The organism is Janibacter sp. CFPM2_SD2 (genome assembly GCF_057364645.1).
In genome coordinates this window covers 1-26,284 of sequence record NZ_JBNFOF010000020.1, presented here as the reverse complement: position 1 = coordinate 26,284, position 26,284 = coordinate 1, and the positions used below count along the sequence as shown (strand labels likewise).

25 protein-coding genes, 1 tRNA gene and 2 pseudogenes are annotated in these 26,284 nt (G+C 71.4%); 7 read left to right on the top strand and 21 right to left on the bottom strand.

The annotated features are described in order from the left end of the window. The 3 genes from AC2W7J_RS03550 to AC2W7J_RS03540 form a co-directional block, all read right to left on the bottom strand. Positions 1-1,051 (bottom strand): hypothetical protein (locus AC2W7J_RS03550; RefSeq protein WP_485981473.1); only part of this gene is annotated, 1,051 nt, incomplete at its 3' end. Further along, on the bottom strand, positions 1,048-2,121 hold the full coding sequence (locus tag AC2W7J_RS03545; RefSeq protein WP_485981472.1) for a hypothetical protein: 1,074 nt from the start codon (positions 2,119-2,121) through the stop codon (positions 1,048-1,050). The genes AC2W7J_RS03545 and AC2W7J_RS03550, both read right to left, overlap by 4 nt. An 83-nt stretch (positions 2,122-2,204) precedes the next feature. Next, the gene (locus AC2W7J_RS03540; RefSeq protein ID WP_485981471.1) at positions 2,205-2,435 is read right to left on the bottom strand and encodes a hypothetical protein; all 231 of its coding nucleotides are present in this window, start codon (positions 2,433-2,435) and stop codon (positions 2,205-2,207) included. Positions 2,436-2,563: 128 nt separating this feature from the next. Between AC2W7J_RS03540 and AC2W7J_RS03535 the strand changes: the two genes are divergently transcribed. After that, a complete protein-coding gene (locus AC2W7J_RS03535; RefSeq protein ID WP_255184243.1) occupies positions 2,564-3,139 on the top strand; it encodes an NADPH-dependent FMN reductase in 576 nt (191 codons plus the stop codon). A gap of 64 nt (positions 3,140-3,203) precedes the next feature. Here the strand turns inward: AC2W7J_RS03535 and AC2W7J_RS03530 are convergent. Next, positions 3,204-3,286: transfer RNA gene (locus AC2W7J_RS03530), tRNA-Gln, on the bottom strand. A 68-nt stretch (positions 3,287-3,354) separates the two neighbouring features. Here AC2W7J_RS03530 and AC2W7J_RS03525 point away from each other — a divergent pair. Beyond that, positions 3,355-4,011: a TetR/AcrR family transcriptional regulator gene (locus tag AC2W7J_RS03525; RefSeq protein WP_485981470.1), complete on the top strand. Its 657-nt coding sequence runs from the start codon at positions 3,355-3,357 to the stop codon at positions 4,009-4,011. A 38-nt stretch (positions 4,012-4,049) separates the two neighbouring features. Here the strand turns inward: AC2W7J_RS03525 and AC2W7J_RS03520 are convergent, their stop codons facing one another. After that, on the bottom strand, positions 4,050-4,859 hold the full coding sequence (locus AC2W7J_RS03520) for a methyltransferase domain-containing protein (protein WP_485981469.1): 810 nt from the start codon (positions 4,857-4,859) through the stop codon (positions 4,050-4,052). A gap of 95 nt (positions 4,860-4,954) precedes the next feature. On the opposite strand from AC2W7J_RS03520, the gene AC2W7J_RS03515 reads away from it, so the two are divergent. Beyond that, positions 4,955-5,461, top strand: coding sequence for a MarR family winged helix-turn-helix transcriptional regulator (locus tag AC2W7J_RS03515; protein ID WP_421008676.1), 507 nt, complete (start codon positions 4,955-4,957; stop codon positions 5,459-5,461). A 22-nt stretch (positions 5,462-5,483) separates the two neighbouring features. Here the strand turns inward: AC2W7J_RS03515 and AC2W7J_RS03510 are convergent, their stop codons facing one another. The 7 genes and pseudogenes from AC2W7J_RS03510 to metG form a co-directional block, all read right to left on the bottom strand. Beyond that, complete coding sequence (locus AC2W7J_RS03510) at positions 5,484-6,476, bottom strand: ATP-binding cassette domain-containing protein (protein WP_485981474.1); 993 nt, start codon at positions 6,474-6,476, stop codon at positions 5,484-5,486. 96 nt (positions 6,477-6,572) lie between these two features. Further along, positions 6,573-7,309 (bottom strand): annotated as a pseudogene (locus AC2W7J_RS03505) (ATP-binding cassette domain-containing protein); the annotation flags it as partial. Then, a complete protein-coding gene (locus AC2W7J_RS03500) occupies positions 7,309-8,247 on the bottom strand; it encodes a 4-(cytidine 5'-diphospho)-2-C-methyl-D-erythritol kinase (protein ID WP_255184247.1) in 939 nt (312 codons plus the stop codon). The gene AC2W7J_RS03500 and the pseudogene AC2W7J_RS03505, both read right to left, overlap by 1 nt. Continuing rightward, the gene (gene rsmA, locus AC2W7J_RS03495) at positions 8,244-9,140 is read right to left on the bottom strand and encodes a 16S rRNA (adenine(1518)-N(6)/adenine(1519)-N(6))-dimethyltransferase RsmA (protein ID WP_485981468.1); all 897 of its coding nucleotides are present in this window, start codon (positions 9,138-9,140) and stop codon (positions 8,244-8,246) included. Before rsmA ends, AC2W7J_RS03500 begins: the two co-directional genes overlap by 4 nt. A gap of 127 nt (positions 9,141-9,267) precedes the next feature. Beyond that, the gene (locus AC2W7J_RS03490) at positions 9,268-10,491 is read right to left on the bottom strand and encodes a resuscitation-promoting factor (RefSeq protein WP_485981467.1); all 1,224 of its coding nucleotides are present in this window, start codon (positions 10,489-10,491) and stop codon (positions 9,268-9,270) included. Positions 10,492-10,668: 177 nt separating this feature from the next. Continuing rightward, positions 10,669-11,546 (bottom strand): annotated as a pseudogene (locus AC2W7J_RS03485) (TatD family hydrolase). Further along, the gene (metG, locus tag AC2W7J_RS03480; RefSeq protein ID WP_485981466.1) at positions 11,546-13,345 is read right to left on the bottom strand and encodes a methionine--tRNA ligase; all 1,800 of its coding nucleotides are present in this window, start codon (positions 13,343-13,345) and stop codon (positions 11,546-11,548) included. The pseudogene AC2W7J_RS03485 and the gene metG overlap by 1 nt, the downstream one beginning before the upstream one ends. A 94-nt stretch (positions 13,346-13,439) precedes the next feature. Between metG and AC2W7J_RS03475 the strand changes: the two genes are divergently transcribed. After that, positions 13,440-14,036, top strand: a complete 597-nt coding sequence (locus AC2W7J_RS03475; protein WP_427801407.1) for a DUF4126 domain-containing protein — start codon at positions 13,440-13,442, stop codon at positions 14,034-14,036. Positions 14,037-14,084: 48 nt separating this feature from the next. Here AC2W7J_RS03475 and AC2W7J_RS03470 read toward each other — a convergent pair whose 3' ends face one another. Next, positions 14,085-14,672 carry a TetR/AcrR family transcriptional regulator gene (locus tag AC2W7J_RS03470; protein WP_485981465.1) on the bottom strand — a complete coding sequence of 196 codons (588 nt, stop codon included), beginning with the start codon at positions 14,670-14,672 and terminating at the stop codon, positions 14,085-14,087. A 132-nt stretch (positions 14,673-14,804) separates the two neighbouring features. Between AC2W7J_RS03470 and AC2W7J_RS03465 the strand changes: the two genes are divergently transcribed. Together AC2W7J_RS03465 and AC2W7J_RS03460 are read left to right on the top strand one after the other, a co-directional pair. Beyond that, entirely contained in the window at positions 14,805-14,987 is a 183-nt protein-coding gene (locus AC2W7J_RS03465) for a hypothetical protein (protein WP_255184253.1), read from the top strand. Positions 14,988-15,089: 102 nt separating this feature from the next. Then, positions 15,090-15,857 carry a CPBP family intramembrane glutamic endopeptidase gene (locus tag AC2W7J_RS03460; RefSeq protein ID WP_421008683.1) on the top strand — a complete coding sequence of 256 codons (768 nt, stop codon included), beginning with the start codon at positions 15,090-15,092 and terminating at the stop codon, positions 15,855-15,857. Between the two features lie 3 nt (positions 15,858-15,860). Here AC2W7J_RS03460 and AC2W7J_RS03455 read toward each other — a convergent pair whose 3' ends face one another. From AC2W7J_RS03455 to AC2W7J_RS03440, 4 genes are read right to left on the bottom strand one after another with little or no spacing between them, the layout of a single operon-like run. After that, positions 15,861-16,760: a hypothetical protein gene (locus AC2W7J_RS03455; RefSeq protein WP_421008684.1), complete on the bottom strand. Its 900-nt coding sequence runs from the start codon at positions 16,758-16,760 to the stop codon at positions 15,861-15,863. A 34-nt stretch (positions 16,761-16,794) separates the two neighbouring features. After that, positions 16,795-17,538, bottom strand: coding sequence for a succinate dehydrogenase/fumarate reductase iron-sulfur subunit (locus tag AC2W7J_RS03450; RefSeq protein ID WP_255184256.1), 744 nt, complete (start codon positions 17,536-17,538; stop codon positions 16,795-16,797). A 2-nt stretch (positions 17,539-17,540) separates the two neighbouring features. Next, complete coding sequence (locus AC2W7J_RS03445; RefSeq protein WP_255184257.1) at positions 17,541-19,529, bottom strand: fumarate reductase/succinate dehydrogenase flavoprotein subunit; 1,989 nt, start codon at positions 19,527-19,529, stop codon at positions 17,541-17,543. 17 nt (positions 19,530-19,546) lie between these two features. After that, entirely contained in the window at positions 19,547-20,263 is a 717-nt protein-coding gene (locus tag AC2W7J_RS03440; protein ID WP_255184258.1) for a succinate dehydrogenase cytochrome b subunit, read from the bottom strand. Positions 20,264-20,399: 136 nt separating this feature from the next. Here AC2W7J_RS03440 and AC2W7J_RS03435 point away from each other — a divergent pair, with 136 nt between their 5' ends. Next, positions 20,400-21,089: a spermine/spermidine synthase domain-containing protein gene (locus AC2W7J_RS03435; protein ID WP_255184259.1), complete on the top strand. Its 690-nt coding sequence runs from the start codon at positions 20,400-20,402 to the stop codon at positions 21,087-21,089. Between the two features lie 513 nt (positions 21,090-21,602). Here AC2W7J_RS03435 and hemL read toward each other — a convergent pair. The 4 genes from hemL to AC2W7J_RS03415 all read right to left on the bottom strand — a co-directional run bounded on the left by hemL (position 21,603) and on the right by AC2W7J_RS03415 (position 26,035). Then, positions 21,603-22,934 (bottom strand): glutamate-1-semialdehyde 2,1-aminomutase, encoded by a 1,332-nt coding sequence (gene hemL / locus AC2W7J_RS03430; protein ID WP_485981464.1) that lies wholly within the window; start codon positions 22,932-22,934, stop codon positions 21,603-21,605. A gap of 100 nt (positions 22,935-23,034) precedes the next feature. Next, on the bottom strand, positions 23,035-23,511 hold the full coding sequence (locus tag AC2W7J_RS03425) for a MarR family winged helix-turn-helix transcriptional regulator (protein ID WP_255184261.1): 477 nt from the start codon (positions 23,509-23,511) through the stop codon (positions 23,035-23,037). Further along, on the bottom strand, positions 23,511-24,494 hold the full coding sequence (gene hemB / locus AC2W7J_RS03420) for a porphobilinogen synthase (protein WP_485981463.1): 984 nt from the start codon (positions 24,492-24,494) through the stop codon (positions 23,511-23,513). Before hemB ends, AC2W7J_RS03425 begins: the two co-directional genes overlap by 1 nt. Further along, positions 24,491-26,035, bottom strand: a complete 1,545-nt coding sequence (locus AC2W7J_RS03415; RefSeq protein ID WP_485981462.1) for a bifunctional uroporphyrinogen-III C-methyltransferase/uroporphyrinogen-III synthase — start codon at positions 26,033-26,035, stop codon at positions 24,491-24,493. The genes hemB and AC2W7J_RS03415 overlap by 4 nt, the downstream gene beginning before the upstream one ends. Positions 26,036-26,284 lie beyond the last annotated feature (249 nt).

Sequence of the window (26,284 nt, the reverse complement as noted above, 5' to 3'; positions counted from 1 at the left end):
GAGCGCATCCCTGAAGGTCAGGGTGTCCCCGGCGCGCGAGATCTCGAAGCGGTCGTGCAGACCGATCGTCCGTCGGCGACCTGCTGCGACTCCTCCACCGGAGGGGCGTCGACGGTGACGAAGCGGTCGCCGTCGAGGAGCCGGACTCTGCTGCCGCACCGCACGAGCGGGGTGGCTCCGCGGCGAGCCGGCCGCCCCAGTCACCGGGGGTGTCGAGCCGCGCCCCGGGGCATGCCGTGCGCGCCACCTCGTCCCCCGAGCGAAGAGAGAGTGCCCTCACCTCGTCGCCCGCGCGGGAGACCGCCACGTCCTCGCGCACGATGACCCGCCCACGCGGGGCGTCGCGCCAGGTGCGCGCCACCGTGCCCGTGTCGAGGTCGAGCGCCAGAGTCGTCTCCTCGTCCGGGGTGAGGAGCACGTAGCGCTGCTCCGGCAGACCCTCGGGGTAGAGCGTGGCCAGGTCGGCATCGCAGCCGACCTCGGTGTCGTGGCTCCAGGTCACGCTCGCGTCCTCAAGGGCGACACCGGAGACGACGAGCCGCCCGCCGTCGACCTCCTCGCCGAGACGGGCCTCGCCGCCGGGGGACATGCACGAGACGACGGCGGCGTGCCGGGTCGACATCCCGACGAGCTGCGCCTCCTCGCCGGGCCGCAGGCTCCTGTCGCCGTGGGCGACGAGCAGGGCGGCACCCCGCGCCTCGAGCTGACGGCCCTCGCGCTCGATGCGCACGTCCCCACCGAGCGTGCTGACGAAGGTGCCGTCCGAGGTCAGGGCGCCGTCGCCGTAGAAGCCCTCGCTGCGCCAGCGGTCACCCGTCGTCGCCTGCTGCACCCAGTCACCGTCGTCGTCGGTGTAGCTGAACCACCCGTGGGGTCCCAGGTGGATGCCGTAGGCGTGGTCCGAGGTCGAGTAGCGGACCTTCCCGTCGACGGAACCTCCGCCGCCCAGACGGCCGAAGAGGACCAGCCCGAATCCGAGGAGCACCGCCGCCGCCACGACGACCGCGACGAGCCGGGTGAGGTCGCCGACCTTGCTCGGCGTGCGGCTCACGGGGTCTCCTTCGTCGCGGCGACCCACAGCCGGGTGCCCTCGAGGTCCTCGTCGTCGGACTCGACGACGATCACGCCGTCGGGCGAGACGTCGGCGCCCGTGCGCATGCCGCCGCTCGTCGACAGGACGAGCTCGCCGGTGCGCGCGTCGAAGGCGCGGTAGGCCGAGGTCGGGCGCTCGCCGCCCGTGTCGACGCTCGCGAAGACGAGGAGCCGGCCCGGCGACGTCCACCCGGCGACCTCGAAGTCCTCCGGCACGTCGAGCCGCCCGATCTCCTTGTCCTCCAGCCCATCCCGCACGGTGACGACCTCCCCTTCGCGGTGCATGACATGGCGCCCCACGGCCACGTCCCGACCCTCCGGCAGCCGCCCCTCCCCCAGGCCCAGGGGCTGGGCGTCGATCTCGACCACACGATCACCGTCGAGGACGCGCACGCTGTCCGCGCACTCGACGAAGGGCGTGCCCTCCGGCGGGACCTGCCGCGAGATGTCACCCGTCGAGCCGACGCGGGCGCCGTCGCAGCGCACCCGGGTGATCTCCTTGCCGGTGCGCAGCGATCGCCACGCGACCTCCCCTTCGTCCTCCTCGACGAGGACGCGGTCGCCGTGGATCGCGATCTCGTAGCGGGCCTGACCGGAGCGGCTGAGCACCGTCTCGCCGGTCGCCACGTCGACGACGACGAGGTGGTCCTCGCTCGGCTCGAGGAGCACATAGGGCTGCGCCGGGAGGGTCTTGGGCTTGCCCGGGTGCCAGAAGTCACCACCGCAGCGCGCACCCACGTCGCGCACCCAGGCGATCGACGCGTCCTCGAGCGAGAGACCCGCGAAGATCACGTGCCCGCCCTCGACCTCGTCGAGCAGGCGCGAGGGACTCGGCGCCAGACAGGTCGCGACGACGACGTGCTCCTCGCCGAAGGCGACGAGATCGACGTTCTCGCCCGGCCACAGGTCGTCGTCCCCCTGCTCGTCGGCGATGTCCTTCGTGGTCACCGTGCGGGTCGACCCCTCTCGCTGCACGAGGACCTTCGTGCCCTCGGGTTGCACGACGACGCCCTCATGCGAGATGGACATCTGCGAGGCGAGGTCGCCGATCGTCCACGACGTGCCCGTGCGGACATTGCGCGCCGCGTAGTCGCCCCCGCCAGCAGGGTGGGTCAGCCAGCCGTCGGGCCCGAGCTGGACCGCCAGGTCCTCGCTGTCCCAGACGATGTTGCCCTCGACCTCGGGTGGGCCGCCGCGGCCGAGGGCCCGCCCAGCCCGCCCGGCAGGAAGGAGACGACGCCGGCGACGAACATGGCGACGAGCACGAGCGCCCCGACGATCTTGAGGACACGGGCAGTCGGGCGTGGGCCGGTCTGCGAAGACAGGTCGTGGGGCGCGGTCACGGCGTCATTGTGTCGGACCCCCGCGGCCCGCGCGCGCTCGTCCGTGCCTGCGGGAATGCGCGGGCGGCCTCCCTTCGTTTATGTTGGTTGAAGAATCAACAACCACGCACCACCACAGGAGTGAACGCATGAAGATCGGCATCATCGTCGGGTCCGTCCGCCAGGGTCGCGCTGCCAGCGCCGTCGCCCAGTGGGTGAAGTCCGTCGCGGAGCGCACCGAGGACGTGACCTTCGAGGTCGTCGAGCTGTCCGACTTCGACCTGCCGCTGCTCACCTCCCCCACCGTGCCGGGCATGGCGAACCGCGCCTACGACGACGAGCGCGTCGTCCGCTGGGGCCAGGCCATCGACTCCTACGACGGCTTCATCTTCGTCACGCCGGAGTACAACCACTCGATCCCCGGTGCCTTCAAGAACGCCTTCGACTCCCTCGCCCCCGAGTGGATGGGCAAGACCGTCGGCTTCGTCTCCTACGGCGCCGACAACGGTGTGCGCGCGGTCGAGCACTGGCGCACCGTCGTCGCCAACTTCTCGATGCACGCCGTGCGCCAGCAGGTCTCGCTGAGCCTCTTCACCGAGTTCGGCGACAACGGCCTGCAGCTCGAGGAGCGCCGCGAGGGCGAGCTGACCACGCTCGTCGAGCAGCTCACCGACGCGACGCGCAAGTTCGTGCTCGCCGACGAGCTCGCCGGCGCCACGCGCTGACCCTCCCGGCCACGACGACGGCCCCGGACCGCGACGGGTCGGCGTGTCGGGTGACGTCACGCGGCTCCCCGGGGTAGGAAGTTCGAAACCTACGTCGCTAGTCCTGATTCAAAGTCAGGCGGGCCCTGCCGGCAGACCAACCGGGGAACGCCGCCGAAGCGGCTCCGGTCAGGGTAGTCGACGCCTGCACCCCCTTCGTCACGGACAATGGCGGGATGAGCGAGCCCCAGACCGGCCCCGACCCGGCACCCCGGCGCACCCGCATGACCGCGGCGGCCCGGCGTGAGCAGCTCGTCGACGTCGGTCGTCGGGTCTTCGCGGCGAAGGGGGTCGACGGCACCTCCGTCGAGGACCTGGCCGCGACGGCCGGGGTGTCCAAGCCGGTGGTCTACGAGCACTTCGGCGGCAAGGAGGGTCTTTACGCCGTCGTGGTCGACCGCGAGCTGCGGGCGCTGACCGATGCCGTGACCACGTCCCTGACCGCCGGCGGCAGCGACCGCGAGACCATCGAGCGCGCCGCGCTCGCCCTGCTCGACTACATCGAGGACTCGCCCGACGGCTTCCGCATCCTCGTGCGCGATGTCAGCGGCTCGGCGCCGACCGGCACCTATGCGTCACTGCTCTCCGACGTCGCCGCCGAGGTGGCGCACCTGCTCTCCGACGCCTTCGAGCAGCGCGAGCTCGAGAGCCGGTACGCACCGATGTACGCCCAGATGCTCGTCGGCCTCGTCTCGCTCACCGGTCAGTGGTGGCTCGAGACGCGCGAGCCGCCCAAGGAGGTCGTCGCGGCGCACATGGTCAACCTCGCGTGGCACGGCCTGTCCGGTCTCGACCCGCACGTCGAGCCGCCCGCCAACCCTGCAGGACCCTAGGGTCTTGCGGAGTTGGCCCCGCCCAACCCTGCAAAACCCTAGGGTCGTGCGGCCTTGTGGCCCACCGCGAAGACCCGGCGGAAGGCCAGGAGCACGCCGGCGGGCGTGCGCGGGTAGGCAGCGGTGAGCTTGTCGGCATAGGCGGCGAGGAAGGCCGAGCGCTCGTCCTCGTCCTCGAGCACCTCGAGCATCGGGCGCAGCCCGGTGCCACTCACCCAGTCGAGCACGGGGTTGTCGCTCTCGCCGGCTGGGTCGAGCACGTGCGTGTAGGTCGTCTCCCAGGCGTCGACAGCGAGCCCGTGGGCGGCGAGGACCTGCAGGTAGGTCGCCGGGTCGCCGGCGCCGAAGCGCTTGCTCGCGGCCTCGAGCTCGCCGCTGCGCGGGTGGTCGACCGCCGTCTCGCGCATGAGCGCGTGCGTCGGGGCGTCGTAGTTGCCCGGCACCTGCAGGGCGAACCAGCCGTCGGCGGCGAGCGCCTCGACCCATCCCTCGATGAGCGGCAGGTGACGCGGAACCCATTGCAGCGCAGCATTGCTCACGACGACGTCGGGCGCCGCGCCCAGGCTGGCGATGTCCCAGTCGGCGAGGTCGGCCTCGACCCACTCGACGCTCCCGTCGGTGTCGAGGGCGCGCGCCGCGTCGAGCATCTCGACGCTGCTGTCCACCCCGACGACCCGGGCCTGCGGCCACCGCTCGGCGAGAGAGAGGGTCAGCGGGCCGTTGCCGCAGCCGAGGTCGACGACGAGCCCCGGCTCCCGCGCGTCGACGCGCGCCATGAGATCCACGAAGGGTCGGGAGCGTTCGCTCGAGAACTGGCCGTATCGGGTCGGGTCCCAGGTCACCGTCATGTGTGCGTGCCTCCTCGGTCGGGTCCGTGCAGCCTAACCAACGACAGGCCACATGTCTCGACATCAAGATTCATGACCGCAGGTATTCTTGACGGATGAGCAGCCGCCACGACCCGTCCGACGACGTCGACGCCATCGTCGAGGCCTGGCGCCGCGAGCGTCCCGACCTCGACGTCGAGCCGTTGCACGTCTTCTCACGCGTCTCCCGACTGGCCCGGCTGCTCGACCTCGACCGCACGAGCGCCTTCGCCCGGCACGAGCTCGAGGGCTGGGAGTTCGACGTGCTCTCCGCGCTGCGCCGCGCCGGCGAGCCCTACCAGCTCTCCCCCGGCCGCCTGGTCCAGGAGACCCTCGTGACCTCGGGGACGATGACCAACCGCATCGACCGCCTCGCCTCGAAGGGCTGGGTCGAGCGCCTCCCCTCACCCACCGACCGCCGCGGCGTCATCGTGCGCCTGACGAAGGGGGGCCAGGCGGCGGTCGACGCCGCGATGGCCGACCTGCTCTCCCGCGAGGGCGAGCTCCTCGACGACATGTCCGCCGACGAGCGCGCCGCGCTCACCCGCGCCCTCAAGCGCCTGCTCGCCCCCTTCGAGGCCTGAGCGGGCGCTCCCTTCGCCCGGCTCAGCCGACGAGCCCGGCGCACTCGAGCCACTCGAGCTCGAGCATCTCCTTCTCCTCCGCGAGCTCCCCGAGCGTGGAGTTGAGCTCCGCCAGCCGGGTGTGGTCGTGCACCGACGCGGCCATCTCGTGGTGGAGCTTGTCCTCACGGGCCGCGAGCTTGGCCAGCTGCTTCTCGATCCGGGCCATCGCCTTGCGCGCCTCACGCTGCGTCGCCGGGTCCACGGTCGGCTCCGCCGATGACGAAGGGGGACCCTCTGCCCCCTTCGCCGCGGTCGCCGTGGCCTGGGCCACCGCGTCACGGGCACCCGTGGTGCCGGCCTGCGCGGCGCGCAGCCGCAGGTACTCGTCGACGCCGCCGGGCACGTGCCGCAGCCGGCCGTCGATGATCGCGTACTGCTGGTCGGTGACCCGCTCGAGCAGGTAGCGGTCGTGGGAGATGACGATGAGCGTGCCCGGCCACGAGTCGAGCAGGTCCTCCATCGCCGCGAGCATGTCGGAGTCGACGTCGTTGGTCGGCTCGTCGAGGGCGATGACATTGGGCTCGTCGAGCAGCAGGAGCAGCAGCTGCAGGCGCCGCTTCTGCCCGCCGGAGAGGTCGTCGACGCGCGCCGACAGGTGCTCGCGCGCGAAGCCCAACCGCTCGAGCAGCTGCGCCGGCGTGTGGTCGCGGCCTTCGATCGTGAAGGTCGTCTTCGTCCGGGCGAGCACCTCGCGCACCCGGTCACCGCCGATCGTCGCCAGCTGGGAGAACTGCTGGTCGAGGAAGCCGAACTTCACCGTCTTGCCGCGCTTGACCCGCCCGCTCGTCGGCGCGATCGTGCCGGCGACGAGCCCGAGGAGGGTCGACTTGCCGGCGCCGTTCGCGCCGAGGATGCCGGTGCGCTCGCCGGGCGCGATCCGCCAGGTGATGTTGCGCAGGACGACCCGGTCGCCGAAGGTCACGCCGGCGTCCTCGAGGTCGATGACGTCCTTGCCCAGGCGCGCGACGGCCATCCGCTGCAGCTCGATCGGGTTGCGCACCGGCGGCACGTCCTCGATGAGCTGGTTGGCCGCGTCGATGCGGAACTTCGGCTTCGAGGTGCGGGCGGGCGCGCCACGGCGCAGCCAGGCGAGCTCCTTGCGCATGAGGTTCTGCCGCTTCTGCTCGGTCGCGGCGGCGATGCGGTCGCGCTCGACCCGCTGCAGGACGTAGGCCGCGTAGCCGCCCTCGAAGGGCTCGACGATGCCGTCGTGCACCTCCCAGGTCTCGGTGCACACCTCGTCGAGGAACCACCGGTCGTGGGTGATGACGAGCAGGCCGCCCGTCCCCTTCGGCCAGCGTCCAGAGAGGTGCTGCGCGAGCCAGGCGATGCCCTCGACGTCGAGGTGGTTGGTCGGCTCGTCGAGCGCGATGAGGTCCCACTCCCCGACGAGGAGCGCGGCGAGCGCCACCCGGCGGCGCTGACCGCCGGAGAGCTCACCGACGAGCGCGTCCCACGGCACGTCGGCGACGAGGCCGCCGATGACGTCGCGCACGCGCGCGTCGCCGGCCCACTCGTGCTCGGGCCGGTCGCCGACGATGCTGTGGCCGACGGTCGCGGCCGGGTCGAGGTCGTCGGTCTGGTCGAGGACGCCGAAGCGCACCCCGCGCGGCGGGCGGTGATCCGGCCGGACTGCGGCTCGATGGTGCCGGCGAGCATGCCGAGCAGGCTCGACTTGCCGTCGCCGTTGCGCCCGACGAGGCCGATCCGGTCGCCCTCCTCGATGCCGAGGCTGACCGAGTCGAAGACGACGCGCGTGGGGTACTCGAGGTGGAGCGACTCCGCTCCCAGCAGGGGTGTGGCCATCAGGTCGTGCGCGCCGTGGGCAGGACCTGGGCGCCGTGGACGGGCCCGGTGGCCCGCAGCACGTCACCGGCGACGCCGGAGGCCGTCAGGGCGACGGCGAGGTCGATGGCACCCTCCGCCGACTCGGCGAGGATCGCGACCGTCGGGCCCGAGCCGGAGACGATGGCCGCGAGCGCGCCGAAGCCCATCGCGGCCTCGACGACCTCGCCGATCGCCGGCTGCAGCGCGATCGCGTCGGCCTGCAGGTCGTTGTCGAGCACGGGCGCGAGGGCACTCGGGTCACCGGCCCGCAGCGCGCTCATCAGCGCGGCGCTCGGGGTCGGGTCGTCAAGGGCGGAGCCCGCGGTGCGCTGGTCGAAGGCCGAGTAGACCATCGGCGTCGACAGGCCGCTCGCGGCGGAGGGCACGAAGACCCAGTGGTACGTCCCCTTCGCCAGCACGGCCGTGACCACCTCGCCGCGGCCGGAGCCCACGGCGGTGCCCCCGTGGAGGAGGAAGGGCACGTCGCTGCCGATGCCGGCCGCGATCTCCTCGAGCTCCTCGCGCGCCAGTGCGGTGCCCCACAGCGCATCGCAGGCGACGAGGGCCGCGGCGGCGTCGGCCGAGCCACCGGCCATCCCGCCGGCGACGGGGATCTCCTTGTGGATCGACAGGTGCACCGGCTCCTGACCGCCCGTGTGCTCCGACAGCGCCAGCGCAGCGCGCAGCGCGAGGTTGGACTCGTCGGTCGGCACCTTGTCGGCGTCGCGACCCCGGACGGAGCAGCCCCAGTCGTCGGCGAGCGAGGCGGTGACCTCGTCGTGCAGGCCGACGGCCTGGTAGACGGTCGAGAGGGCGTGGTAGCCGTCGTCGCGCAGCGGCCCGACGAAGAGCTCCAGGTTGACCTTCGCCGGGGCGCGCACGGTGACGGGCGCGGGCGACTCGAGGACGGAGGTCATGGCGTCACCCTAGCCATGAGTTCCTCGGTGATCCGCGCGAAGGCGAGGACGTCGAGCTGCTCGCCGCGGGTGCGCGGGTCGACACCGGCGGCCAGGAGAGCCGCCTCGGCCACCTCGCCCGACCCCGCGATGGAGCGAAGGGAGGCCCGCAGCGTCTTGCGTCGCTGGGCGAAGGCGGCATCGACGACGGCGAAGACCTGCTCGCGGGTCGCGGCCGTCGTCGGCGGGTCGCGGCGCACGAGACGCACGAGACCGGAGTCGACATTGGGCACCGGCCAGAAGATCGAGCGGGAGACGCGGCCGGCGAGCGCGACGTCCGTCCACCAGGCGGCCTTGACGCTCGGCACGCCATAGGTCTTGCTGCCCGGGCCCGCGGCGAGGCGCTCGGCGACCTCGAGCTGGACCATGACGAGCACCCGCTCGATGGTCGGGAAGGTCTCGAGGAAGTGCAGGACGACCGGCACCGAGATGTTGTAGGGCAGGTTGGCCACGAGCGCGGTCGGGGGCGGCCCCGGCAGGTCGGTGACCGTCATGGCGTCGGCGTGGACCACCTCGAGGCGCTCCACGGCATGCGGCGCCTCCTCGGCGACGGTCCCGGGCAGGGCGGCGGCGAGCACCGGGTCGACCTCGACGGCCGTGACCCGCCCGGCGGCCTCGAGCAGGGCGAGGGTGAGCGATCCCAGGCCGGGCCCGATCTCGACGACGTGGTCCTGCGCGGTGACCTCGCCGGCGCGCACGATGCGGCGCACGGTGTTGGCGTCGACGACGAAGTTCTGACCCCACTGCTTCGTCGGTCGCACGCCGTGACGCTCGGCGAGCTCGCGGATGCGGGCGGCCCCGAGCAGGCCGGCTGCGCCGCCCTCGGGGTGCGGTGTGGGGTGCTCGCTCGTCATGGGAGTGACTCTATTCATCGAAGGGGGCCGCGCTCGCCACGGCAGCGGTGAGCCCCCGCACCCGGTGTGGGTGGCGGGGGCTGACCGGCGAGGCGCGATGCTCGCGCCGCGCGGAGGGTGGCTCCGGTCAGGCCGCGTGGGCGCAGCCCCAGGGCTGCAGGCCACGGTCGGCGTAGACGCGGTTGGCCACGGTGATCTGCTGCTCGCGGGAGGCGAGGTCGGGGCGGGAGGCGAAGTCGCCGCCGCCGGCGCCGAGCCAGGTCTGCAGGTCGAACTGCAGGCCGCCGTAGTAGCCGTTGCCGGTGTTGATCGACCAGTTGCCGGTCGACTCGCACTGGGCGATGCGATCCCACGTGTCGGCGCGGGAGAGGTCGAGACCCGAGGTGCTCGCGGTCTTCGACGGGGTCGACGTCGGCTCGGGGCTCGGGGTCGAGGGCTTCGGCGTGGACGTCGCGGTCGGCGTCGGCTTCGGCGTGGAGGTCGCCTTGGGCTTCGGCGCCGGCTTGGGGGCCGGGCGGGCCTTGGTGCCCTGCAGGACGATGCGGTCGACGGGCTCCGCCGTGACCTTGACCATCGTCTGGCGCGAGTAGACGACCTCGCCGTTCTTCTTCGACACCCGGTAGGTGATCGTGCGGGAGCCGGCGCGGCCCTCCTGCTGGAGCTTGGTCTGCCCCTCGTAGAGCGAGCTGTCCTTCTTGACCACGGTCTCGTAGGGGATGACCTCGGTCCGGGTGTCTCCGGTGCGGTTGACCCGGTCGAGGCGGATCGTCATGCCGTCGGTGACGCGGGACTTCGCGCCGGGCTTGATGAGGTCGTTGCCGTCGTAGCGGACCTCGGCCTGGGTCAGGGCGTCCTCGACGGTCGTCGCGGTGACGGTCGCGGTCGAGCGCTTGCCACCGACGAGGAGCTTGACCTGCTTCGGGGTGCTCACGCGCAGGTCGAGGCCCTTGCGGCCGATGGTCTGGCTGCGCGAGGCGCTGAGGATGGCGCCGTCGCCGTTGCGAATCCCGAGCTGCTGGAGCGCCTCGCCGACGGTGGAGGCCGTCGTCCAGTACTCGCGCTCCTTGCCGTCGACCGTGACGGTCAGCTTGCGGCCGTAGCGCACCACGATGGTCTGGCCGTCGTCCACGGGGCTCTCGGCCGACGGCGTGACGACGTCGTGGGGGCCGAGCTCGACGCCCTGCTTCTCCAGGACGTCACCGACGGTGCCGCCGAAGGCGTGGACGGTGGACTTCTCGCCGTCGACCGACAGGGCGACGGACTTGTCCATGACGACGACGCCAGACACGCCGAGGGCCAAGGCGCCGACGACGCCGGCCTGGGTGATGCGGCGGATCGCAGGTGAACTCACAGTGCTCCGATGTTTGAACTTCCCGGGCACCGGTGGGTCCGCACACGGGGACCCAAGGGATGGCGGGCACCTGTGTCAGCGAAAGAGATCAGGGGAAACCGGCCCCGGCCAACAGCGGACTACCTTGCCTGACGCATCAACCGAAGGTCAAGTTTTGATAACGGCACGCGACGAGCGTCACGCCCAGGGGCCGTAGACGCGCTCGCTGTTGGCCGAGATCGCGGCGCACATCGTCGGCACGTCGACGCCCAGCGTGCGGGCCATGACGCGCACCGTGTGCGGCAGCAGATAGGGGGCATTGGCCCGCCCGCGCTCGGGCGTCGGGGTCAGGTAGGGCGCGTCCGTCTCGGCGAGCACCTGCTCGATCGGCGTGTGGGCCAGCGCTTCGCGCAGCCCGCCGGCGCTCTTGAAGGTGAGCGTCCCGGCGAAGGAGAGCAGGTAGCCGCGCTCGACGCACTCGCGCGCCATCGCGAGGTCCCCGCTGAAGCAGTGCAGCACCGTCGTCTCCGGCGCGCCCTCCTCGGCGAGGATGCGCAGCACGTCGTCGTGGCTGTCGCGGTCGTGGATCTGCAGCGCCTTGCCGGTGCGTTTGGCCAGGTCGATGTGCCAGCGGAAGGACTCCTGCTGCACCGCGTGCCCTCGGGGCCGGTGCGGAAGTAGTCCAGACCGCTCTCGCCGATCGCCCGCACCCGCGGGTGCGCGGCCAGACGCTCGATCTCGTCCCACGCGGACTGGAGCTCTCCAGCTTCCGCCAGCGCGGGAATCTCGTTGGGGTGCAAGGCAACTGCGCCGAGCATCGACGGGTGCCGGTCGACCTGGTCGACGGTGAAGCGGGCGCTCTCGAGGTCGCAGCCGACCTGCACCACCCGGTCCACGCCCACGGAAGCAGCGCTCGCCAGGGCCGTGGCGACGTCGTCCGTGGACCGCTGCTCGCCCCCTTCGGGAGCGATGGCATCGGCGACGTCACGACGACGGATGTCGAGGTGCGTGTGGTTGTCGACGACCGCGACCGGCAGCGGGTCCGGGTGCGGCGCGACGCCCTCGCGATCCGCCATCAGCCCTCCCCCGACATGGCCGCACGCTCCGTGGCGACGACCTCCTCGGGGTCGAGCTTGACGAAGACCGGGCTCGGCTTGGCGATCGGCGTGCCGACCGTCACCGGCGTGGGCTCCCAGCGCGGGAAGCCCGAGTAGTCGCCGGTGATGACGGGGTAGCCGGGGCCACCGTCGAGGTCCTCGACGTCCTCGACGTGCGGCATGGGGACGAGCTGCCCGTCGCCACCGAGGACCGCGTCGACCCGGTTGGCCGCGTGCGGGAGGAAGGGCGCGAGGAGCAGGTTGCAGTCGCTGACGCACTGGGTGAGCGTGTGCAGCACCGTCGCCAGCCGCTCACGCTGGTCCTCGCCCTTGAGCCGGAAGGGCTCGGTGTCGGTGACGTACTTGTTGACATCGCCGACGACCCGCATGACCTCGCCGAGCGCGGCCTTCTGCCGGTGCCGCTCGAGCAGCCCGCCGACCTCGGCGAAGGCCCCGGCGACCCGCGCGAGCACCGCCCGGTCGACGTCCTCGAGCTCGCCCGGCTGCGGGATCTCGCCGAAGTTCTTGGCGACCATCGAGGCGGTGCGGTTGACGAGGTTGCCCCAGCCGGCGACGAGCTCGGAGTTGTTGCGCTGGACGAAGTCCGGCCAGGTGAAGTCGGCATCCTGGTTCTCCGGGCCCGCGGCGCAGATGAAGTAGCGCAGCGGGTCGGGGCCATAGGCCTCGAGGACGTGCCGCACGCCGATGACGTGGCCGCGGCTGGAGGAGAACTGCCGGCTCTGCATCGTGAGGAACTCGCTCGAGACGACCTCGGTCGGGAGGTTGAGCTCACCCATCGGGCCGGGCTCGCCCCCCTTCGCGCCCTTGCCGGAGTACGCGAGCAGCTCCGCGGGCCAGATCTGGCTGTGGAAGGTGATGTTGTCCTTGCCCATGAAGTAGTAGGACAGCGCCTCCGGGTCGTTCCACCACTCGCGCCAGCGCTCCGGCTCGCCCTGGCGGCGCGCCCACTCGATCGACGCCGACAGGTAGCCGATGACGGCGTCGAACCACACGTAGAAGCGCTTCGTCGGGTACTTCGTCGCCAGCTCGCCCGGCAGCGGGATGCCCCAGTCGATGTCACGGGTCATCGCGCGCGGCCGGATGTCGTCGAGGATGTTGAGGCTGAAGCGGATGACATTGGGCCGCCACGTGCCGGTCGCCTCACGACCCTCGAGGTACTCGCGCAGCGCGTCGGCGAGCGCCGGCAGGTCGAGGAAGAAGTGCTCCGTCTCGCCGAACTGCGGCGTCGACCCGTCGATCTTGCTCCGGGGGTCCTTGAGGTCGCTCGGCTCGAGCTGGTTGCCGCAGTTGTCGCACTGGTCGCCGCGGGCGTCCTCGTAACCGCAGATCGGGCAGGTGCCCTCGATGTAGCGGTCGGGCAGCGTGCGGCCGGTGCGGGCGTCGAGCGCGACCTGCTGGGTCTGCTCGATGAAGTAGCCGTTGGCCCGGCACTGCTCGAAGAGGTCCTGGACGACCTGGTAGTGGTTGCGCGCGGTCGTGCGCGTGTAGAGGTCGTAGGAGCAGCCGAGGTCGGCGAGCTCGTGGGCGATCGTCGCGTGGTGCGCGTCGACGAGCTCGCGGGCGGTCGTGCCCTGCTTGTCGGCGAGCACGAGGATCGGCGTGCCGTGCTCGTCGGAGCCGCTCACCATGAGCACGTCGTGCCCCGCCATGCGCATGTACCGGCTGAAGACGTCAGAGGGGACCCCGAAGCCGGCGACGTGGCCGAGGTGGCGGGGACCGTTGGCGTAGGGCCAGGCGACGGCGGAGAGAACCTTCATGCGCCTCATCCTAGGTTCCCCGTCGGCGCCCGCCATCGGCGCTAGCCTGCGCAGGACGAAGGGCGTGACCGTCACGCTGCGAGAGGTGTCGCCGATGATCGCCGCACTCACGGGGATGGGCCTGAGCGCCGCCGCCGGGCTCAACGCCTACATCCCCTTCCTCGTCGTCGCCCTCCTCGCGCGCTTCACCGACGTCTTCACCCTGCCCGTGGGCTTCGAGTGGATGGAGTCGTGGTGGGCCATCGGCATCGGCGCCGTCCTGCTGCTCACCGAGGTCACCCTCGACAAGGTGCCGGCGATCGACAGCATCAACGACGCGGTCCAGAGCTTCATCCGCCCCGGCATGGGCGGGCTCATGGGCGCGGCGACAGCGGGCGCGAGCAGCCTCGACGAGTCGACGTGGATGCAGGAGCACGCGTGGGTCGGGGTCGTCCTCGGCATCGTCGTCGCCGGCCTGGTCCACTCCGGCAAGGCCGCGGCGCGGCCGGTCATCAACGCCGGCACCGCCGGCATCGGCGCACCGGTCGTCTCGACCGCGGAGGACGGGGCATCCTTCGGCATCGCGCTCGTCGCGATCTTCGTGCCGGTGCTCGTGATCCTCGTGCTCATCGCCCTGGCGGCGATGCTCATCTGGGTCCTCACCGCGTGGCGACGCCTGCGCCGCCGCCGGCAAGCGCGTCCGGCCACCTGACCCGCGCGCACGACCTCGCGGGCGCGCGACCGCCCGGGCCGGCCGGAGTCAGGCCGGCACGAAGGCCTCGATGATCCGCCGGCCGACCTCGCGGACAAAGGGCTCACGCTCGTCCACCGGTCGGGTGAGCGCCGCCGTGAGCACGCCCTCCATCGCGGCGATGACCGCCTGGGCGGACGTCTCGACATCACGGACCTCGGCGAGGGTGAGGATCTGACGGACGATCCCGTCGACCCGGTCGCGCGCGGGCGCCATGGCGGCCGCGATCTCCGGCTGGCGCGAGGCCTCCTGGGTCAGCTCCGCCTTGGCCATCCAGGCCTCCGGCTCGCGCAGCCACGACGCGAAGAGGTCGAGCGCGTGGTCGATGAGCGTCGCGTCGTCCTCCCCCGCCTGCTGCTGGCGGCTCAGCTCCTCGACGCTGTCGATGAGGCCCGCTGCGATGAACTCCGTGAGAGCGGTGACCAGGGCCATCCGGGTGCGCAGGTAGCCCGACGTGCTCCCCTGCGGCAGACCGGCCTCCGCGTCGACCGCCCGGTGGGTCAGCCCCCGCATCCCTCCGGCCGCGACGACTCGCGTCGCCGACTCGAGGATCAGCTGCATGCGGGGCGAGAGCTCCGTCGTGGCGTTGACGCTCATTCGGCTCACGGTACCCGCTCGCCGGGCGACGCCGAGCGGGCGCGGCGACCCGCCGGGACCGACTTGACGAGCCTCTTCTACGGGTGTAGTTTTTCAACTGTCTTCAACAGATGTAGAAGGGAATTGGACACCATGAGCATTGCCACCATCTCCGGCTTCGTCACCGCCGCCCTCGTCCTCGTGGGCATCGCGCTGGCGGTCCTCCTCGTCTCGGTCGGCGTCGCTGCCTTCCAGTTCTTCGCGGAGAACCGCCCCGTCCGCGTCGCCCGCCACGAGAGCATCCCGACGTACTACCGTCACGTCGCCTTCGGCTGATCCGGCTGATCGAAGGGGGACCAGCGCGGCTCCCCCTTCGCCTCCCGTGCCCGCGGTCCACGCCGGCGACGACGCCACGGACCGCGCGCCTACGCTGGGGCCATGGCCCCGGCCCCCGACCTGCTCCCCCGCCGCACGGCGCTCACCGAGACGGCCCTCGTCCTGGGTGTCTCGCTCGGCGCCTCGGCGCTGTGGTCGGCACTGTCGCTGCTGCGCAAGCTCACCGCCGACGAGGGGCTCTCCGGGCAGGTGACCTCGATGAACCAGTCGGTCACCCCCGACCAGCCCTGGCTCGACCTGACCCACCAGCTCGTCGGCATCGGCCTGGCCCTCGTGCCGGTCGCGCTGGCCCTGCACCTGCTGGCTCGGCAGCACCCGCACCCCGCACGTCTCGTCGGCCTCGACGGGCGCGCCCCGGCACGTGACCTCCTCCAGGGCATGGCCCTCGCCGCCACCATCGGCATCCCCGGCCTCGGGCTCTACCTGCTCGCCCGCGCCCTCGACCTCAACACGACGATCGCCGCCTCCGACCTCGGTCAGGCCTGGTGGACGATCCCGGTCCTGGTCCTCGCGGCGGGTCAGAACGCGGTGCTCGAGGAGGTCGTCATGGTCGGCTACCTCTTCACCCGGTGGCGTGAGGCCGGCTGGAGCCCCGTGACGATCGTCGTCGTCAGCGCGCTCGTCCGGGGCAGCTACCACCTCTACCAGGGGCTGGGTGGCTTCGTCGGCAACATCGCGATGGGCCTGCTGCTCGGCGCCGTCTACCTGCGGGTGCGCCGGGTCATGCCCTTGGTCATCGCCCACTGGGTCATCGACGTCGTCGCCTTCGTCGGCTATGCCCTGCTCGTCACCCGCGTCGGGTGGCTGTGACCCTCACAGGTCGCCGTCGTCCAGCTCCTTGACGGACTTCGCCCCGGCGGGTCGCGTGTAGTCCTCGTCGGTCGACCCCCACTTGCTGAACTTCAGCGTCGTGCGGTCCGGGAAGCGGCCGTAGGTCATCTCGAGCAGCTTCGTCGGCGACCCGGTCGTCATGTAGACCTGCCGTTGCCCGGCATTGCTGCCCTGGCTCCCGCTGACCCGGTTGAGCTGGACGAGGTGCACCCACTCCCCGTCGAGGGCGACCGTGCTCGCCGGGCTGTAGCGGGCGTCGATGGGGGTGAGCCCCTCGCCGAAGAAGCTGCTCTTGATCAGCCGATAGGGCTTGAAGATCTCGACCGCGGAGCGCTCCCGCGGGATCTGCACCCATTGGCCGACCCGCTTGCGCATGGGGCTCGCCCGGCGCACCCCCCGGGTGTCGAGCCAGGCCTTGTCGACCTTGACGTAGTGCTCCATCCCGATGACGACGCTCTCGAGCTTGCCGCCGCCCTCAAGGGTCACCGTGCTGTGCGACTTGCCGCCGTCGGCATTCTGCTGCGTGACACCACCAGTCGACCCCTCGGACACGATGCTCATCTGCAGGTCGCGCTCGGCGTCGTGCAGGGTGCCGGTGATCGTGACGCTGGACGACGCACTCGCATAGGAGCGCATCGCGTCGATGAGCGTCTCCGGGCCGGGCGTCGCCGGGCGCGTCCCCGACGGGGTCGCGCCGGCCGCCGTCGTGGTGGCGGTGCTGGGCTCCGTCGTCGAGGTCGTCTCGAGCGGCACCTGGCTCGTGCTCGACGACGAAGGAGAGGCCCCCTCCCCTCCGAGGTCGCACCCGGTCAGGGACAGCGCGACGGCGCCGGCCAGCAGGATGCTGGCCCGGCGCCGTCGGGCGTGGTCACACAGGCTCACAACCAACGATCCCCTCATCGTCGGCGGTCGCGGCTCAGAGAGCGCCGCGGGCCGCCTTGCGCAGGTCGGAGTTGAGCGTGCTGATGACGTCGAGCGGGATCTCCTTGGGGCACGCCGCGGCGCACTCGCCGATGTTGGTGCACCCGCCGAAGCCCTCGAGGTCGTGCGTCTCGAGCATCTTGACGACACGGCCACCACGCTCGGGCTGACCCTGCGGCAGCTCACCCAGGTGGGTGACCTTGGCGCCGAGGAAGAGCATGCCCGAGGCATTGGGGCAGGCAGCGACGCAGGCGCCGCAGCCGATGCACTTGGCCGAGTCGAAGGCCCGGTCCGCGTGGTCCTTGGGGACCGGCACCGAGTGCGCCTCGGGGGCGGCACCCGTGTTGACCGAGATGTAGCCGCCAGACTGGATGATCCGGTCGAAGGCGCTGCGGTCGACGACGAGGTCACGCACGACCGGGAAGGCGTTGGCCCGCCACGGCTCGACGGTGATGGTCTCTCCGCTGCGGAAGGAGCGCATGTGCAGCTGGCAGGTGGTCGTCCGCTCGGGGCCGTGGGCCTCGCCGGAGATCATCAGGCCGCACATGCCGCAGATGCCCTCGCGGCAGTCGCTGTCGAAGGCCACCGGCTCGGTGCCCTCGGCGATGAGCTGCTCGTTGAGGACGTCGAGCATCTCGAGGAAGGACATGTCCGGGGAGATGTCCTTCACCTGGTAGGTGACGAGTTCGCCCTTCGCCGTGGGCCCGGCCTGGCGCCAGATCTTGAGGGTCAGTTCCATGCTCACTTGTAGCTCCGCTGCTTCAGCTCGATGAACTTGTAGTTCAGGTCTTCCTTGTGCAGGACGGGTGCGTCGTCGCCGAACTCCCAGGCGGCGACGTAGGCGAACTCGTCGTCGTGACGCAGCGCCTCGCCGTCCTCGGTCTGCGACTCGGCGCGGAAGTGGCCGCCGCAGGACTCGCGACGGTGCAGCGCGTCGATGCACATGAGCTCACCGAGCTCGAGGAAGTCGGCGACGCGGCCGGCCTTCTCGAGGCTCTGGTTGAGGGTGTCGGCCTCGCCCAGGACCCGGACGTTGGTCCAGAACTCCTGCTTGAGGTCACGGATGAGGCCGATGGCCTTGCGCAGACCGGCGTCGGTCCGCTCCATGCCGCAGTACTCCCACATGATGCGGCCGAGCTCGCGGTGGAAGGAGTCGACGCTGCGCTCACCGTTGATCGAGAGGAACTTCTCGATCCGGTCGGTCACCGCTGCCTTGGCCTCGACGACGGCCGGGTGGTCCTCGGAGATCTTGTCGAAGGGGCCCTTGGCGAGGTAGCTGCGCACCGTGTTGGGCAGGACGAAGTAGCCGTCGGCGAGGCACTGCATGAGCGACGACGCGCCCAGGCGGTTGGCGCCGTGGTCGGAGAAGTTGGCCTCACCGATCGCGTACAGGCCCGGGATCGAGGTCTGCAGGTCGTAGTCGACCCACAGGCCACCCATCGTGTAGTGCACGGCGGGGTAGATGCGCATCGGCACCTCGTAGGGGTTCTCCCCCGTGATCCGCGCGTACATGTCGAAGAGGTTGCCGTACTTCTCCTCGACGGTCTCGCGGCCCATGCGCTCGATGGCGGCGGCGAAGTCGAGGTAGACACCGCGGCGCATCTGGCGCTTGTTGCCGTCCTGGTCGACCTCGTCGACGAGCGGGCCGACGCCGCGGCCCTCGTCGCACATGTTCTTCGCCTGGCGGGAGGCGATGTCCCGGGGCACGAGGTTGCCGAAGGCCGGGTAGATCCGCTCGAGGTAGTAGTCGCGGTCCTCCTCGGGGATCTCGCGCGGGTCCTTGTCGCAGTCCTCGGCCTTCTTGGGCACCCAGATGCGACCGTCGTTGCGCAGCGACTCCGACATCAGGGTCAGCTTCGACTGGTGGTCGCCGGAGACCGGGATGCAGGTCGGGTGGATCTGCGTGTAGCAGGGGTTGCCGAAGTAGGCGCCCTTGCGGTGGGCCCGCCACGCGGCGGTGACGTTGCAGCCCATCGCGTTGGTGGAGAGGAAGAAGACGTTGCCGTAGCCACCCGTCGCGAGGACGACGACGTCGGCGAGGTGGGTCTCGATCTCGCCGGTGACCATGTCGCGCGCGATGATGCCGCGGGCGACGCCCTCGACGAGGACGACCTCGAGCATCTCGTGGCGGCTGTACTCCGTGACGGTGCCCTTGGCGACCTGGCGCTCCATGGCCTGGTAGGCACCGATGAGCAGCTGCTGGCCGGTCTGGCCCGCGGCGTAGAAGGTGCGGGCGACCTGGACGCCACCGAAGGAGCGGTTGTCGAGCAGACCGCCGTACTCACGGGCGAAGGGGACACCCTGCGCCACGCACTGGTCGATGATGTTGGTGCTCACCTCGGCCAGTCGGTAGACGTTGGTCTCGCGGCTGCGGTAGTCACCGCCCTTGACCGTGTCGTAGAAGAGTCGGTAGGTCGAGTCGCCGTCGTCGTTGTAGTTCTTCGCGGCGTTGATGCCACCCTGCGCGGCGATCGAGTGCGCGCGGCGGGCGCTGTCCTGGTAGAAGAAGCTCTTGACGTTGTAGCCGGCCTCTCCCATCGTCGCGGCGGCCGAGGCACCCGCGAGGCCGGTGCCGACGATGATGACGTCGAGCTTGCGACGGTTGGCGGGGTTGACCAGCGCGTTGTCGAACTTGTGCTGGGTCCACATCGTCTCGATGGGCTGGTCGGGCGCCTTGGCGTCCGCGATCGGGGCGCCCTCGGTGAAGTACTCGCTGAGCGTGTCAGTCATGTGTTCGTTGCTCCTGCTCAGAGGCTGTCGATGAAGATGTAGACCGGCGGGATCAGGAAGCCGACGACGATGACCGCCGCGAGCACCGTCCCGATCGCACGGGCGCGGGCACGGGCGACCGCGGTGCCGTTGAGGCCCAGCGTCTGCGACGCGCTGTAGACGCCGTGGTAGAGGTGCATCCCCAGTGCCACCATCGCCAGGACGTAGATGAGCAGGACCCACCACATCGCGAAGGCCGCGCTGATCATCACGTAGGGCGACTCCTTGATCGCCTCCGCGCTCGTGCCTGACCCGTAGAGGTTCGGCTTGACGATCGTGAACTGGATGAGGTGGAAGATCACGAAGATGAAGAGCGCCAGACCGCCCCAGCGCATCGTGCGCGAGGCCATGGTCGACGACAGGTTCTTCTTCACCTGGTACTTGACCGGCCGGGCGGCGTTGTTGCGACCGATGAGCTTGAGCGCCGCGTAGACGTGGCCGACGAGCGCGAGGATCAGCACGACCCGAATGACCCACAGCAGACCCGAGTACGGGAGCATCGGCTCACCGAAGGTGCGCAGGTGGTGGGCGTACTCGTCGAACGCCTCCTGCCCGGCCAGCGCCTTGAGGTTGCCGTACATGTGCAACAGGACGTACAGGAGGAAGATGACGCCGGTGCCCGCCATGAGGAACTTCAGCCCGATGGAGGAGGACGCCACCCCCTTCTTCTTCGCGGGGAGGGTCGTAGTAGCCACGGGCTCAAGGTACCGCCTTGTGAGCGCCGACACGCACCCGGGTACGCCTCTCGCGGTGTGATGTTGCCCCGGTTACCGTCACGTAATAGACAACAGAAATGTCCCGGAATTCCGGGCCTGAGCGAGAGGTGGACCCATGGACGACGCACCCCCGCAGACCCTCGTGTCCGCGACGACCCCGCGCGGTGAGATCGCGCTGCGGGAGCGTCCGCACCCGGACGGCAGCGGGTCGCTCGTCCACGAGCTCGTCGTCGCCGGCGTCTTCGCGATGGACAGCCTCGACACCTCGACCGAGGCGGCTCTCGCGCTCGAGTCCCTCGCCCGCACCGACTCCCCCGAGCGGGTGCTCGTGGGCGGGCTCGGGCTGGGCTTCACGACGTGGCAGGTCCTCAAGGACAAGCGCGTGCGCCACGTCGACGTCGTCGAGATCGAGACCGACCTCGTCGAGTGGGCCCGCCTCGGCCTCGCGCCGACGCTCGGCCTCGTGGCCAGACACCCCCGGGTGAGCGTCCACGCCGGCGACGTCGCACCGGTCCTGCGTGGGCAGGCGACCCCCGTCGGCCCGTGGGACCTCGTGCTGCTCGACGTCGACAACGGCCCGAGCTTCCTCGTCCACGAGGGCAACGAGCGCATCTACTCCCCCGACGCCCTGCGCGCCGCCCTCGACCAGGTCTGCCCCGGCGGCACCCTCGCCATCTGGGCGGCCCAGCGCGAGCCCGACCTCCGCGCAGCGCTGGAGCCCCTCGGCACCACCGAGGAGGTCCTCCTCGACGTCGAGCGCGAAGGGCGCACCCTCACCTACGCCCTCTACCTCACCAGCCCCTGACCCAGCCTTCCGTGGCTGGCCGGGTGGGGACGCGCCGCGGGAAGAGGGCTTCGCTGGGCCGAAGTCCTTCGTGCTCGCGTGGTCCGGTTGTCGTGCTCGACTTCGGCTTGATTCGCTCAGCCCCCTCCCCGCGTCTCGTCCCGTGTCAGCCGGGATCAACGGAGCTGGCCGAGCAATTGCGCGGTCATCTCCAGATTCTCGGCCCGGTCAGGTTTTCCGGGCCATCAGCGGGCTTCCCGGCCACACGTGCACGCAGGCCTCGACGGCGTTGATGTCACCTGGCAGGGAATCCTTCGAGGCGGTCGCTGCGCGACCTTCTTCAGGAAGCGTGGGGAGACGACGCCGGGACGGGAGGTGGGGTCCGGCGACGGAGACAGGGCAGGCCGGGAGATGGGTCCGGCGCGAATCAAGGAAAAGTCCGGACTGTGCACCCGCGAGAGTTCCCGCGCGGACCGGTCCGGACTTTTCCCCAGCGCCGGGCCCATCTCCCGGCCGGCACCCAACCCCGAAGGGTCAGCCGGCAGCGGCCGCCTTGGCAGCGGCGGGCAGTGCGGTGCGGATCGTGTCGAGGGTCTCGGCGTCGAGGGCATCGGAGACGAACCACACCTCGAAGGCGCTCGGCGGCAGGTGCACGCCGCCCTCGAGCATCGCGTGGAAGAAGCGCCCGTAGGCGGCCGTGTCCTGGTCCTGCGCGTCGGCGAAGGAGCGCACCGGCTCGTCGCGGAAGAAGATCGAGAACATCGAGCCGGCCCACTGGACTGTGTGCGCGACGCCTTCGGCGGACAGGGCGGCGGAGGCGGCGTCGGCGATGGTGCGGGCCGTCGTCTCGAGCCGGGGGTAGAGCTCCTCGGTGCACGCGCGCAGGGTCGCCAGGCCGGCGGCGGTCGCGACGGGGTTACCCGACAGGGTGCCGGCCTGGTAGACGGGACCGTCGGGCGCGAGCCGCGCCATGAGGTCGGCGCGGCCGCCGAAGGCCGCGGCCGGGAAGCCGCCGCCCATGACCTTGCCGAAGGTGAAGAGGTCGGGGGCGCCGCTCGGGTAGCCACCGGGGTGGGCGCCCTGCGCCGACGTCTCGAGGCCGTACCAGCCGGAGCGGCTCGCGCGGAACCCGGTCATCACCTCGTCGCTGATGAGCAGCGCACCGTGCGTCGCGGTGATCTTGCGCAGGGCCTCGGTGAAGCCGGGCGCTGGCGGCACGACGCCCATGTTGCCCGGGGATGCCTCGGTGATGACCGCCGCGATCTCCTCGCCGCGCACCGCGAAGAGCTCCTCGAGGGCGCCGAGGTCGTTGTAGGGCAGCACGACCGTCTCACCGGCGGCCGAGGCCGGAACCCCTGCCGAGTCGGGCAGGGCGAAGGTCGCGACGCCCGAACCGGCCTGTGCGAGAAGGGCGTCCACGTGGCCGTGGTAGCAGCCGGCGAACTTCACGACGACCGATCGTCCGGTCGCACCACGTGCCAGGCGAAGGGCGGACATCGTCGCCTCGGTCCCCGAGGAGACGAGCCGCACCTGCTCCAGCGGGGCGACCCGGTCGACGATCTCCTCGGCGAGGGCCACCTCGTTCTCGCTCGGGGTGCCGAAGGAAAAGCCCTTGGCCGCCGCCTGCGTCACCGCGTCGAGGACGTCGGGGTGGGCGTGACCGAGGATCATCGGGCCCCACGAGCAGATGAGGTCGACGTAGCGGTTGCCGTCGACGTCGGTGAGCCAGGCTCCCTTCGCCTGGTCGATGAAGCGCGGCACCCCGCCGACGCCGCGGAAGGCCCGGACCGGCGAGTTGACCCCACCCGGGATCACCTCGCGCGCGCGGTCGAAGAGTGCCTGGGATGCGGTCGTGGAGGACGTCATGCGCCCAGTCTCCCAAACCCCACCCGCACGCTCCCGGACGAGGTAGCGCGCCACCACCCCACGTTCCCTGAGGAGGTTGCGCAGCAACCGTCTCGAAGGGTCAGTCGTCGAGCCCGATCTCGTGGTGCTGCGGCGCCATCTGATCGCGCAGCGCGGCCATGGCGCCCCCGAGAGCGGCGAACTGCTCGGGCGTCAGGACGTCGACGAGGTGACGGCGCACCGAGGCGACGTGCTGCTCGGCGATGCTCTCGAGGGCCTCGCGCCCCGCGTCGGTCAGCGAGATCTCGACGCCACGACCGTCGTCGGTCGACCGGCACCGCTCGACCCAGCCACGCTTCTCGAGGCGGGCCGCGGTGTGCGTCACGCGCGAGCGCGACTGGATGATGTCGTCGGCCAGGCGCGACATGCGAGTGCGCTGGTCGGGCGACTCCGAGAGCATCGACAGCAGCTCGTACTCGGTGAGCTGGATCCCGAGCGGCGCGAGGTCGTCGACGAGCGCCCGCTCGAGCAGACGCGAGCCGCGCAGGTAGGCACGCCAGTGCTTCTGCTGGTCGTCGTCGAGCCAGACCTCGTCCATCACAGCCGCCCGGCGAGCTCGAGGGCGAAGTAGGTGAGGACGATCTGGGCGCCGGCCCGCTTGATGTGCAGCACCGACTCCATGACGGCGGCATCGCGGTCGATCCAGCCGCGCTCGGCGGCCGCGACGATCTGCGCGTACTCGCCGGAGATCTGGTAGGCCGCGACGGGCACCGGCGAGACCTCGGCGGCCGCGGCGATGACGTCGAGGTGCGGCTGCGCCGGCTTGACCATGATGATGTCGGCGCCCTCGGCGAGGTCGAGCTCGATCTCGCGCAGCGCCTCGGTCGCATTGGCCGGGTCCTGCTGGTAGGTCGCGCGGTCGCCGCTCAGCGAGGACTGCACCGCCTCGCGGAAGGGTCCGTAGAGCGCCGAGGTGTACTTCGCCGCATAGGCCAGCACGAGGGTGTCGGTGTGGCCGGCCGCATCGAGCGCGGCGCGGACGTGGGCGACCTGGCCGTCCATCATCCCGGACAGGCCGAGGACGTGGGAGCCGGCCTCCGCCTGGGCGAGCGCCATGTCGGCGTAGCGCTCGAGGGTCGCGTCGTTGTCGACGACGCTGCGCCCGTCGAGGGTCGTCGTGAGCACGCCGCAGTGACCGTGGTCGGTGAACTCGTCGAGGCACAGGTCGGTCATGACGACGAGCCGGTCGCCGACGGCATCGACGACGGCGCGGGTGGCGATGTTGAGGATCCCCTGCGGGTCGTCGGCGCCGGAACCGCGGGCGTCCTTGGCCTCCGGCACGCCGAAGAGCATGATCCCGCCGATGCCCGCTTCGACGCAGGCGCGTGCCTCGTCGACGAGCGACTCGAGGGTGTGCTGGACGACGCCCGGCATCGAGGTGATCTCCACCGGCGCGTCGATGCCCTCGCGGACGAAGACCGGCAGGACGAGGTCGGCCGGGTGCACCCGGGTCTGCGCCACGAGACGACGAAGGGGGACGCTCCCCCGCAGTCGTCGCGGCCGGACGACGGGCCCGGTCACCCCTTCGCCTTCCGCCGGGCGGTGGACTTCTTGCGCCGCTGGCTGGGTCGCATGGGCTCCTCGCCGGACTCGGCCGCCGCAGCGGCGAGCTCGCGGCCGTGCTCGGCCAGGGCCTCGACGAGGCTGTCGCCGGTGGCCTCGGGGGCGAGGACGTCGACCTGCAGGCCGGCCTCCTCGGCGGTCTTGGCCGTGGCCGGCCCGATGCAGGCGATGACCGTCGACGGGTGCGGCTTGCCGGCGATGCCGACGAGGTTGCGCACCGTCGAGGAGGAGGTGAAGACGACGGCGTCGAAGGCGCCCTGCTTGATGGCGTCGCGCACCGGCGCCGGCGGCGGGGTCGCGCGCACCGTGCGGTAGGCGGTGACGTCGTCGACCTGCCAGCCCATGTCCTGCAGACCGGCGACGAGGGTGTCGGTCGCGATGTCGGCGCGGGGCAGGAAGACGCGGTCGATGGGGTCGAGGACCTCGTCGTAGGGAGGCCACTCCTCGAGGAGGCCGCGGGCGGACATCTCGCCGGTCGGCACGAGGTCGGGCTCCAGGCCCCACTCGCGCAGGGCGTCGGCCGTCACGCCGCCGACGGCGGCGATCTTGAGGCCGGAGAAGGCGCGGGCGTCGAGGCCGAACTCCTCGAACTTCTCCCGGATCGCCTTGACCGCGTTGACCGAGGTGAAGCCGATCCACTGGTAGCGACCGGTGACGAGGCCGCGGACGGCCCGCTCCACGGCCTGCGGGGTGCGCGGCGGCTCGACGCTGATCGTCGGGACGACCTCGCTCGTCGCGCCGTGGCCGAGCAGCTGCTTGGTCATCGGGCCGGCCTGGTCCTTGGTGCGCGGGATGAGCACGCGCCAGCCGTAGAGCGGCTTGGTCTCGAACCACGAGAGGGCCTCGCGCATGGCGACGGTCGAGCCGATGACCGCGAGGATCGGCTCCTCGAGGTCGTGCATCGCGTCGGCGGCCTCCTCGAGCGTCGTCTGGCGGGTGGCCTGCTGCGTCGTCGTGCCGCCGCGGGTCAGCGCGACCGGGGTGTCGGCGGCGCGGCCGGCGTCGACGAGCTCGCCGAAGGCGGGCCCGAGGTGCTCGGGCAGCCCGAGCAGCACGAGGGTGATGTCGTCGGAGACCGAGGCCGACAGGTCGGCGCGCTTGGCACCGCTCAGGCTGATGACGTGCAGAGCACCGGTCCCCCGCGCCGTGAGGGGCACGCCGGCGTAGGTCGGCACCGCGCTCACCGAGGAGACGCCCGGCACGACGTCGAAGTCGATGCCCGCCTTGACCAGGGCCTGCGCCTCCTCGGCGAGGCCGTTGAAGGTCGCCGGGTCGCCGTCCATGAGTCGCACGACGAGCCCGCCCTTGTGCGCCTTGGCCGTCTTGACGACGAGCTTGGCGCGCGAGGCGTGGGTCAGCTGCTGACCGTGTTCGCCGTGGCTGGCGTCGACGACCTCGACCTCGTCGGTCGTCATCGAGGCGACGATCGCCTCGTTGGTCAGCTGGTCGGTGATCACCGCGTCCGCGCGCCCGAGCAGGTCGACGGCGGCGACGGTCATGAGTGACGCGTCACCCGGTCCGGCGCGACGAAGGCGACGGCGGGCCGGCCGGCGAGCGGCGGTGGTGGCGGCGGTGGCAGTGCGCTGGGGGGTCACTGGGCATGCTCCGAAGCGGTCGTGGGGTGGGTGGCGGACAGGTCGGCGATGGCGGGCGCGCCATCGGCGACGAGGGTGCGGGCGAGGCTGCGGCCGAGGTCCTCGGCCTGCTCGAGGGGGCCGGTTGCCGACCGACGCAGGTCGGCGGTGCCG

Bases quoted from the DNA above. Each gene is read 5' to 3' on its own strand.
- AC2W7J_RS03545 (WP_485981472.1), bottom strand. From the start codon at position 2,121: ATGTCCATCTCGCATGAGGGCGTCGTCGTGCAACCCGAGGGCACGAAG.
- AC2W7J_RS03535 (WP_255184243.1), top strand. From the start codon at position 2,564: ATGAAGATCGGCATCATCGTCGGGTCCGTCCGCCAGGGTCGCGCTGCC.
- AC2W7J_RS03525 (WP_485981470.1), top strand. From the start codon at position 3,355: ATGAGCGAGCCCCAGACCGGCCCCGACCCGGCACCCCGGCGCACCCGC.
- AC2W7J_RS03520 (WP_485981469.1), bottom strand. From the start codon at position 4,859: ATGACGGTGACCTGGGACCCGACCCGATACGGCCAGTTCTCGAGCGAA.
- AC2W7J_RS03515 (WP_421008676.1), top strand. From the start codon at position 4,955: ATGAGCAGCCGCCACGACCCGTCCGACGACGTCGACGCCATCGTCGAG.
- AC2W7J_RS03510 (WP_485981474.1), bottom strand. From the start codon at position 6,476: ATGGCCGTCGCGCGCCTGGGCAAGGACGTCATCGACCTCGAGGACGCC.
- AC2W7J_RS03500 (WP_255184247.1), bottom strand. From the start codon at position 8,247: ATGACCTCCGTCCTCGAGTCGCCCGCGCCCGTCACCGTGCGCGCCCCG.
- rsmA (WP_485981468.1), bottom strand. From the start codon at position 9,140: ATGACGAGCGAGCACCCCACACCGCACCCCGAGGGCGGCGCAGCCGGC.
- metG (WP_485981466.1), bottom strand. From the start codon at position 13,345: ATGAAGGTTCTCTCCGCCGTCGCCTGGCCCTACGCCAACGGTCCCCGC.
- AC2W7J_RS03475 (WP_427801407.1), top strand. From the start codon at position 13,440: ATGATCGCCGCACTCACGGGGATGGGCCTGAGCGCCGCCGCCGGGCTC.
- AC2W7J_RS03470 (WP_485981465.1), bottom strand. From the start codon at position 14,672: ATGAGCGTCAACGCCACGACGGAGCTCTCGCCCCGCATGCAGCTGATC.
- AC2W7J_RS03465 (WP_255184253.1), top strand. From the start codon at position 14,805: ATGAGCATTGCCACCATCTCCGGCTTCGTCACCGCCGCCCTCGTCCTC.
- AC2W7J_RS03460 (WP_421008683.1), top strand. From the start codon at position 15,090: ATGGCCCCGGCCCCCGACCTGCTCCCCCGCCGCACGGCGCTCACCGAG.
- AC2W7J_RS03450 (WP_255184256.1), bottom strand. From the start codon at position 17,538: ATGGAACTGACCCTCAAGATCTGGCGCCAGGCCGGGCCCACGGCGAAG.
- AC2W7J_RS03445 (WP_255184257.1), bottom strand. From the start codon at position 19,529: ATGACTGACACGCTCAGCGAGTACTTCACCGAGGGCGCCCCGATCGCG.
- AC2W7J_RS03435 (WP_255184259.1), top strand. From the start codon at position 20,400: ATGGACGACGCACCCCCGCAGACCCTCGTGTCCGCGACGACCCCGCGC.
- hemL (WP_485981464.1), bottom strand. From the start codon at position 22,934: ATGACGTCCTCCACGACCGCATCCCAGGCACTCTTCGACCGCGCGCGC.
- AC2W7J_RS03425 (WP_255184261.1), bottom strand. From the start codon at position 23,511: ATGGACGAGGTCTGGCTCGACGACGACCAGCAGAAGCACTGGCGTGCC.
- AC2W7J_RS03415 (WP_485981462.1), bottom strand. From the start codon at position 26,035: ATGACCGTCGCCGCCGTCGACCTGCTCGGGCGCGCGGACGCGGTGATC.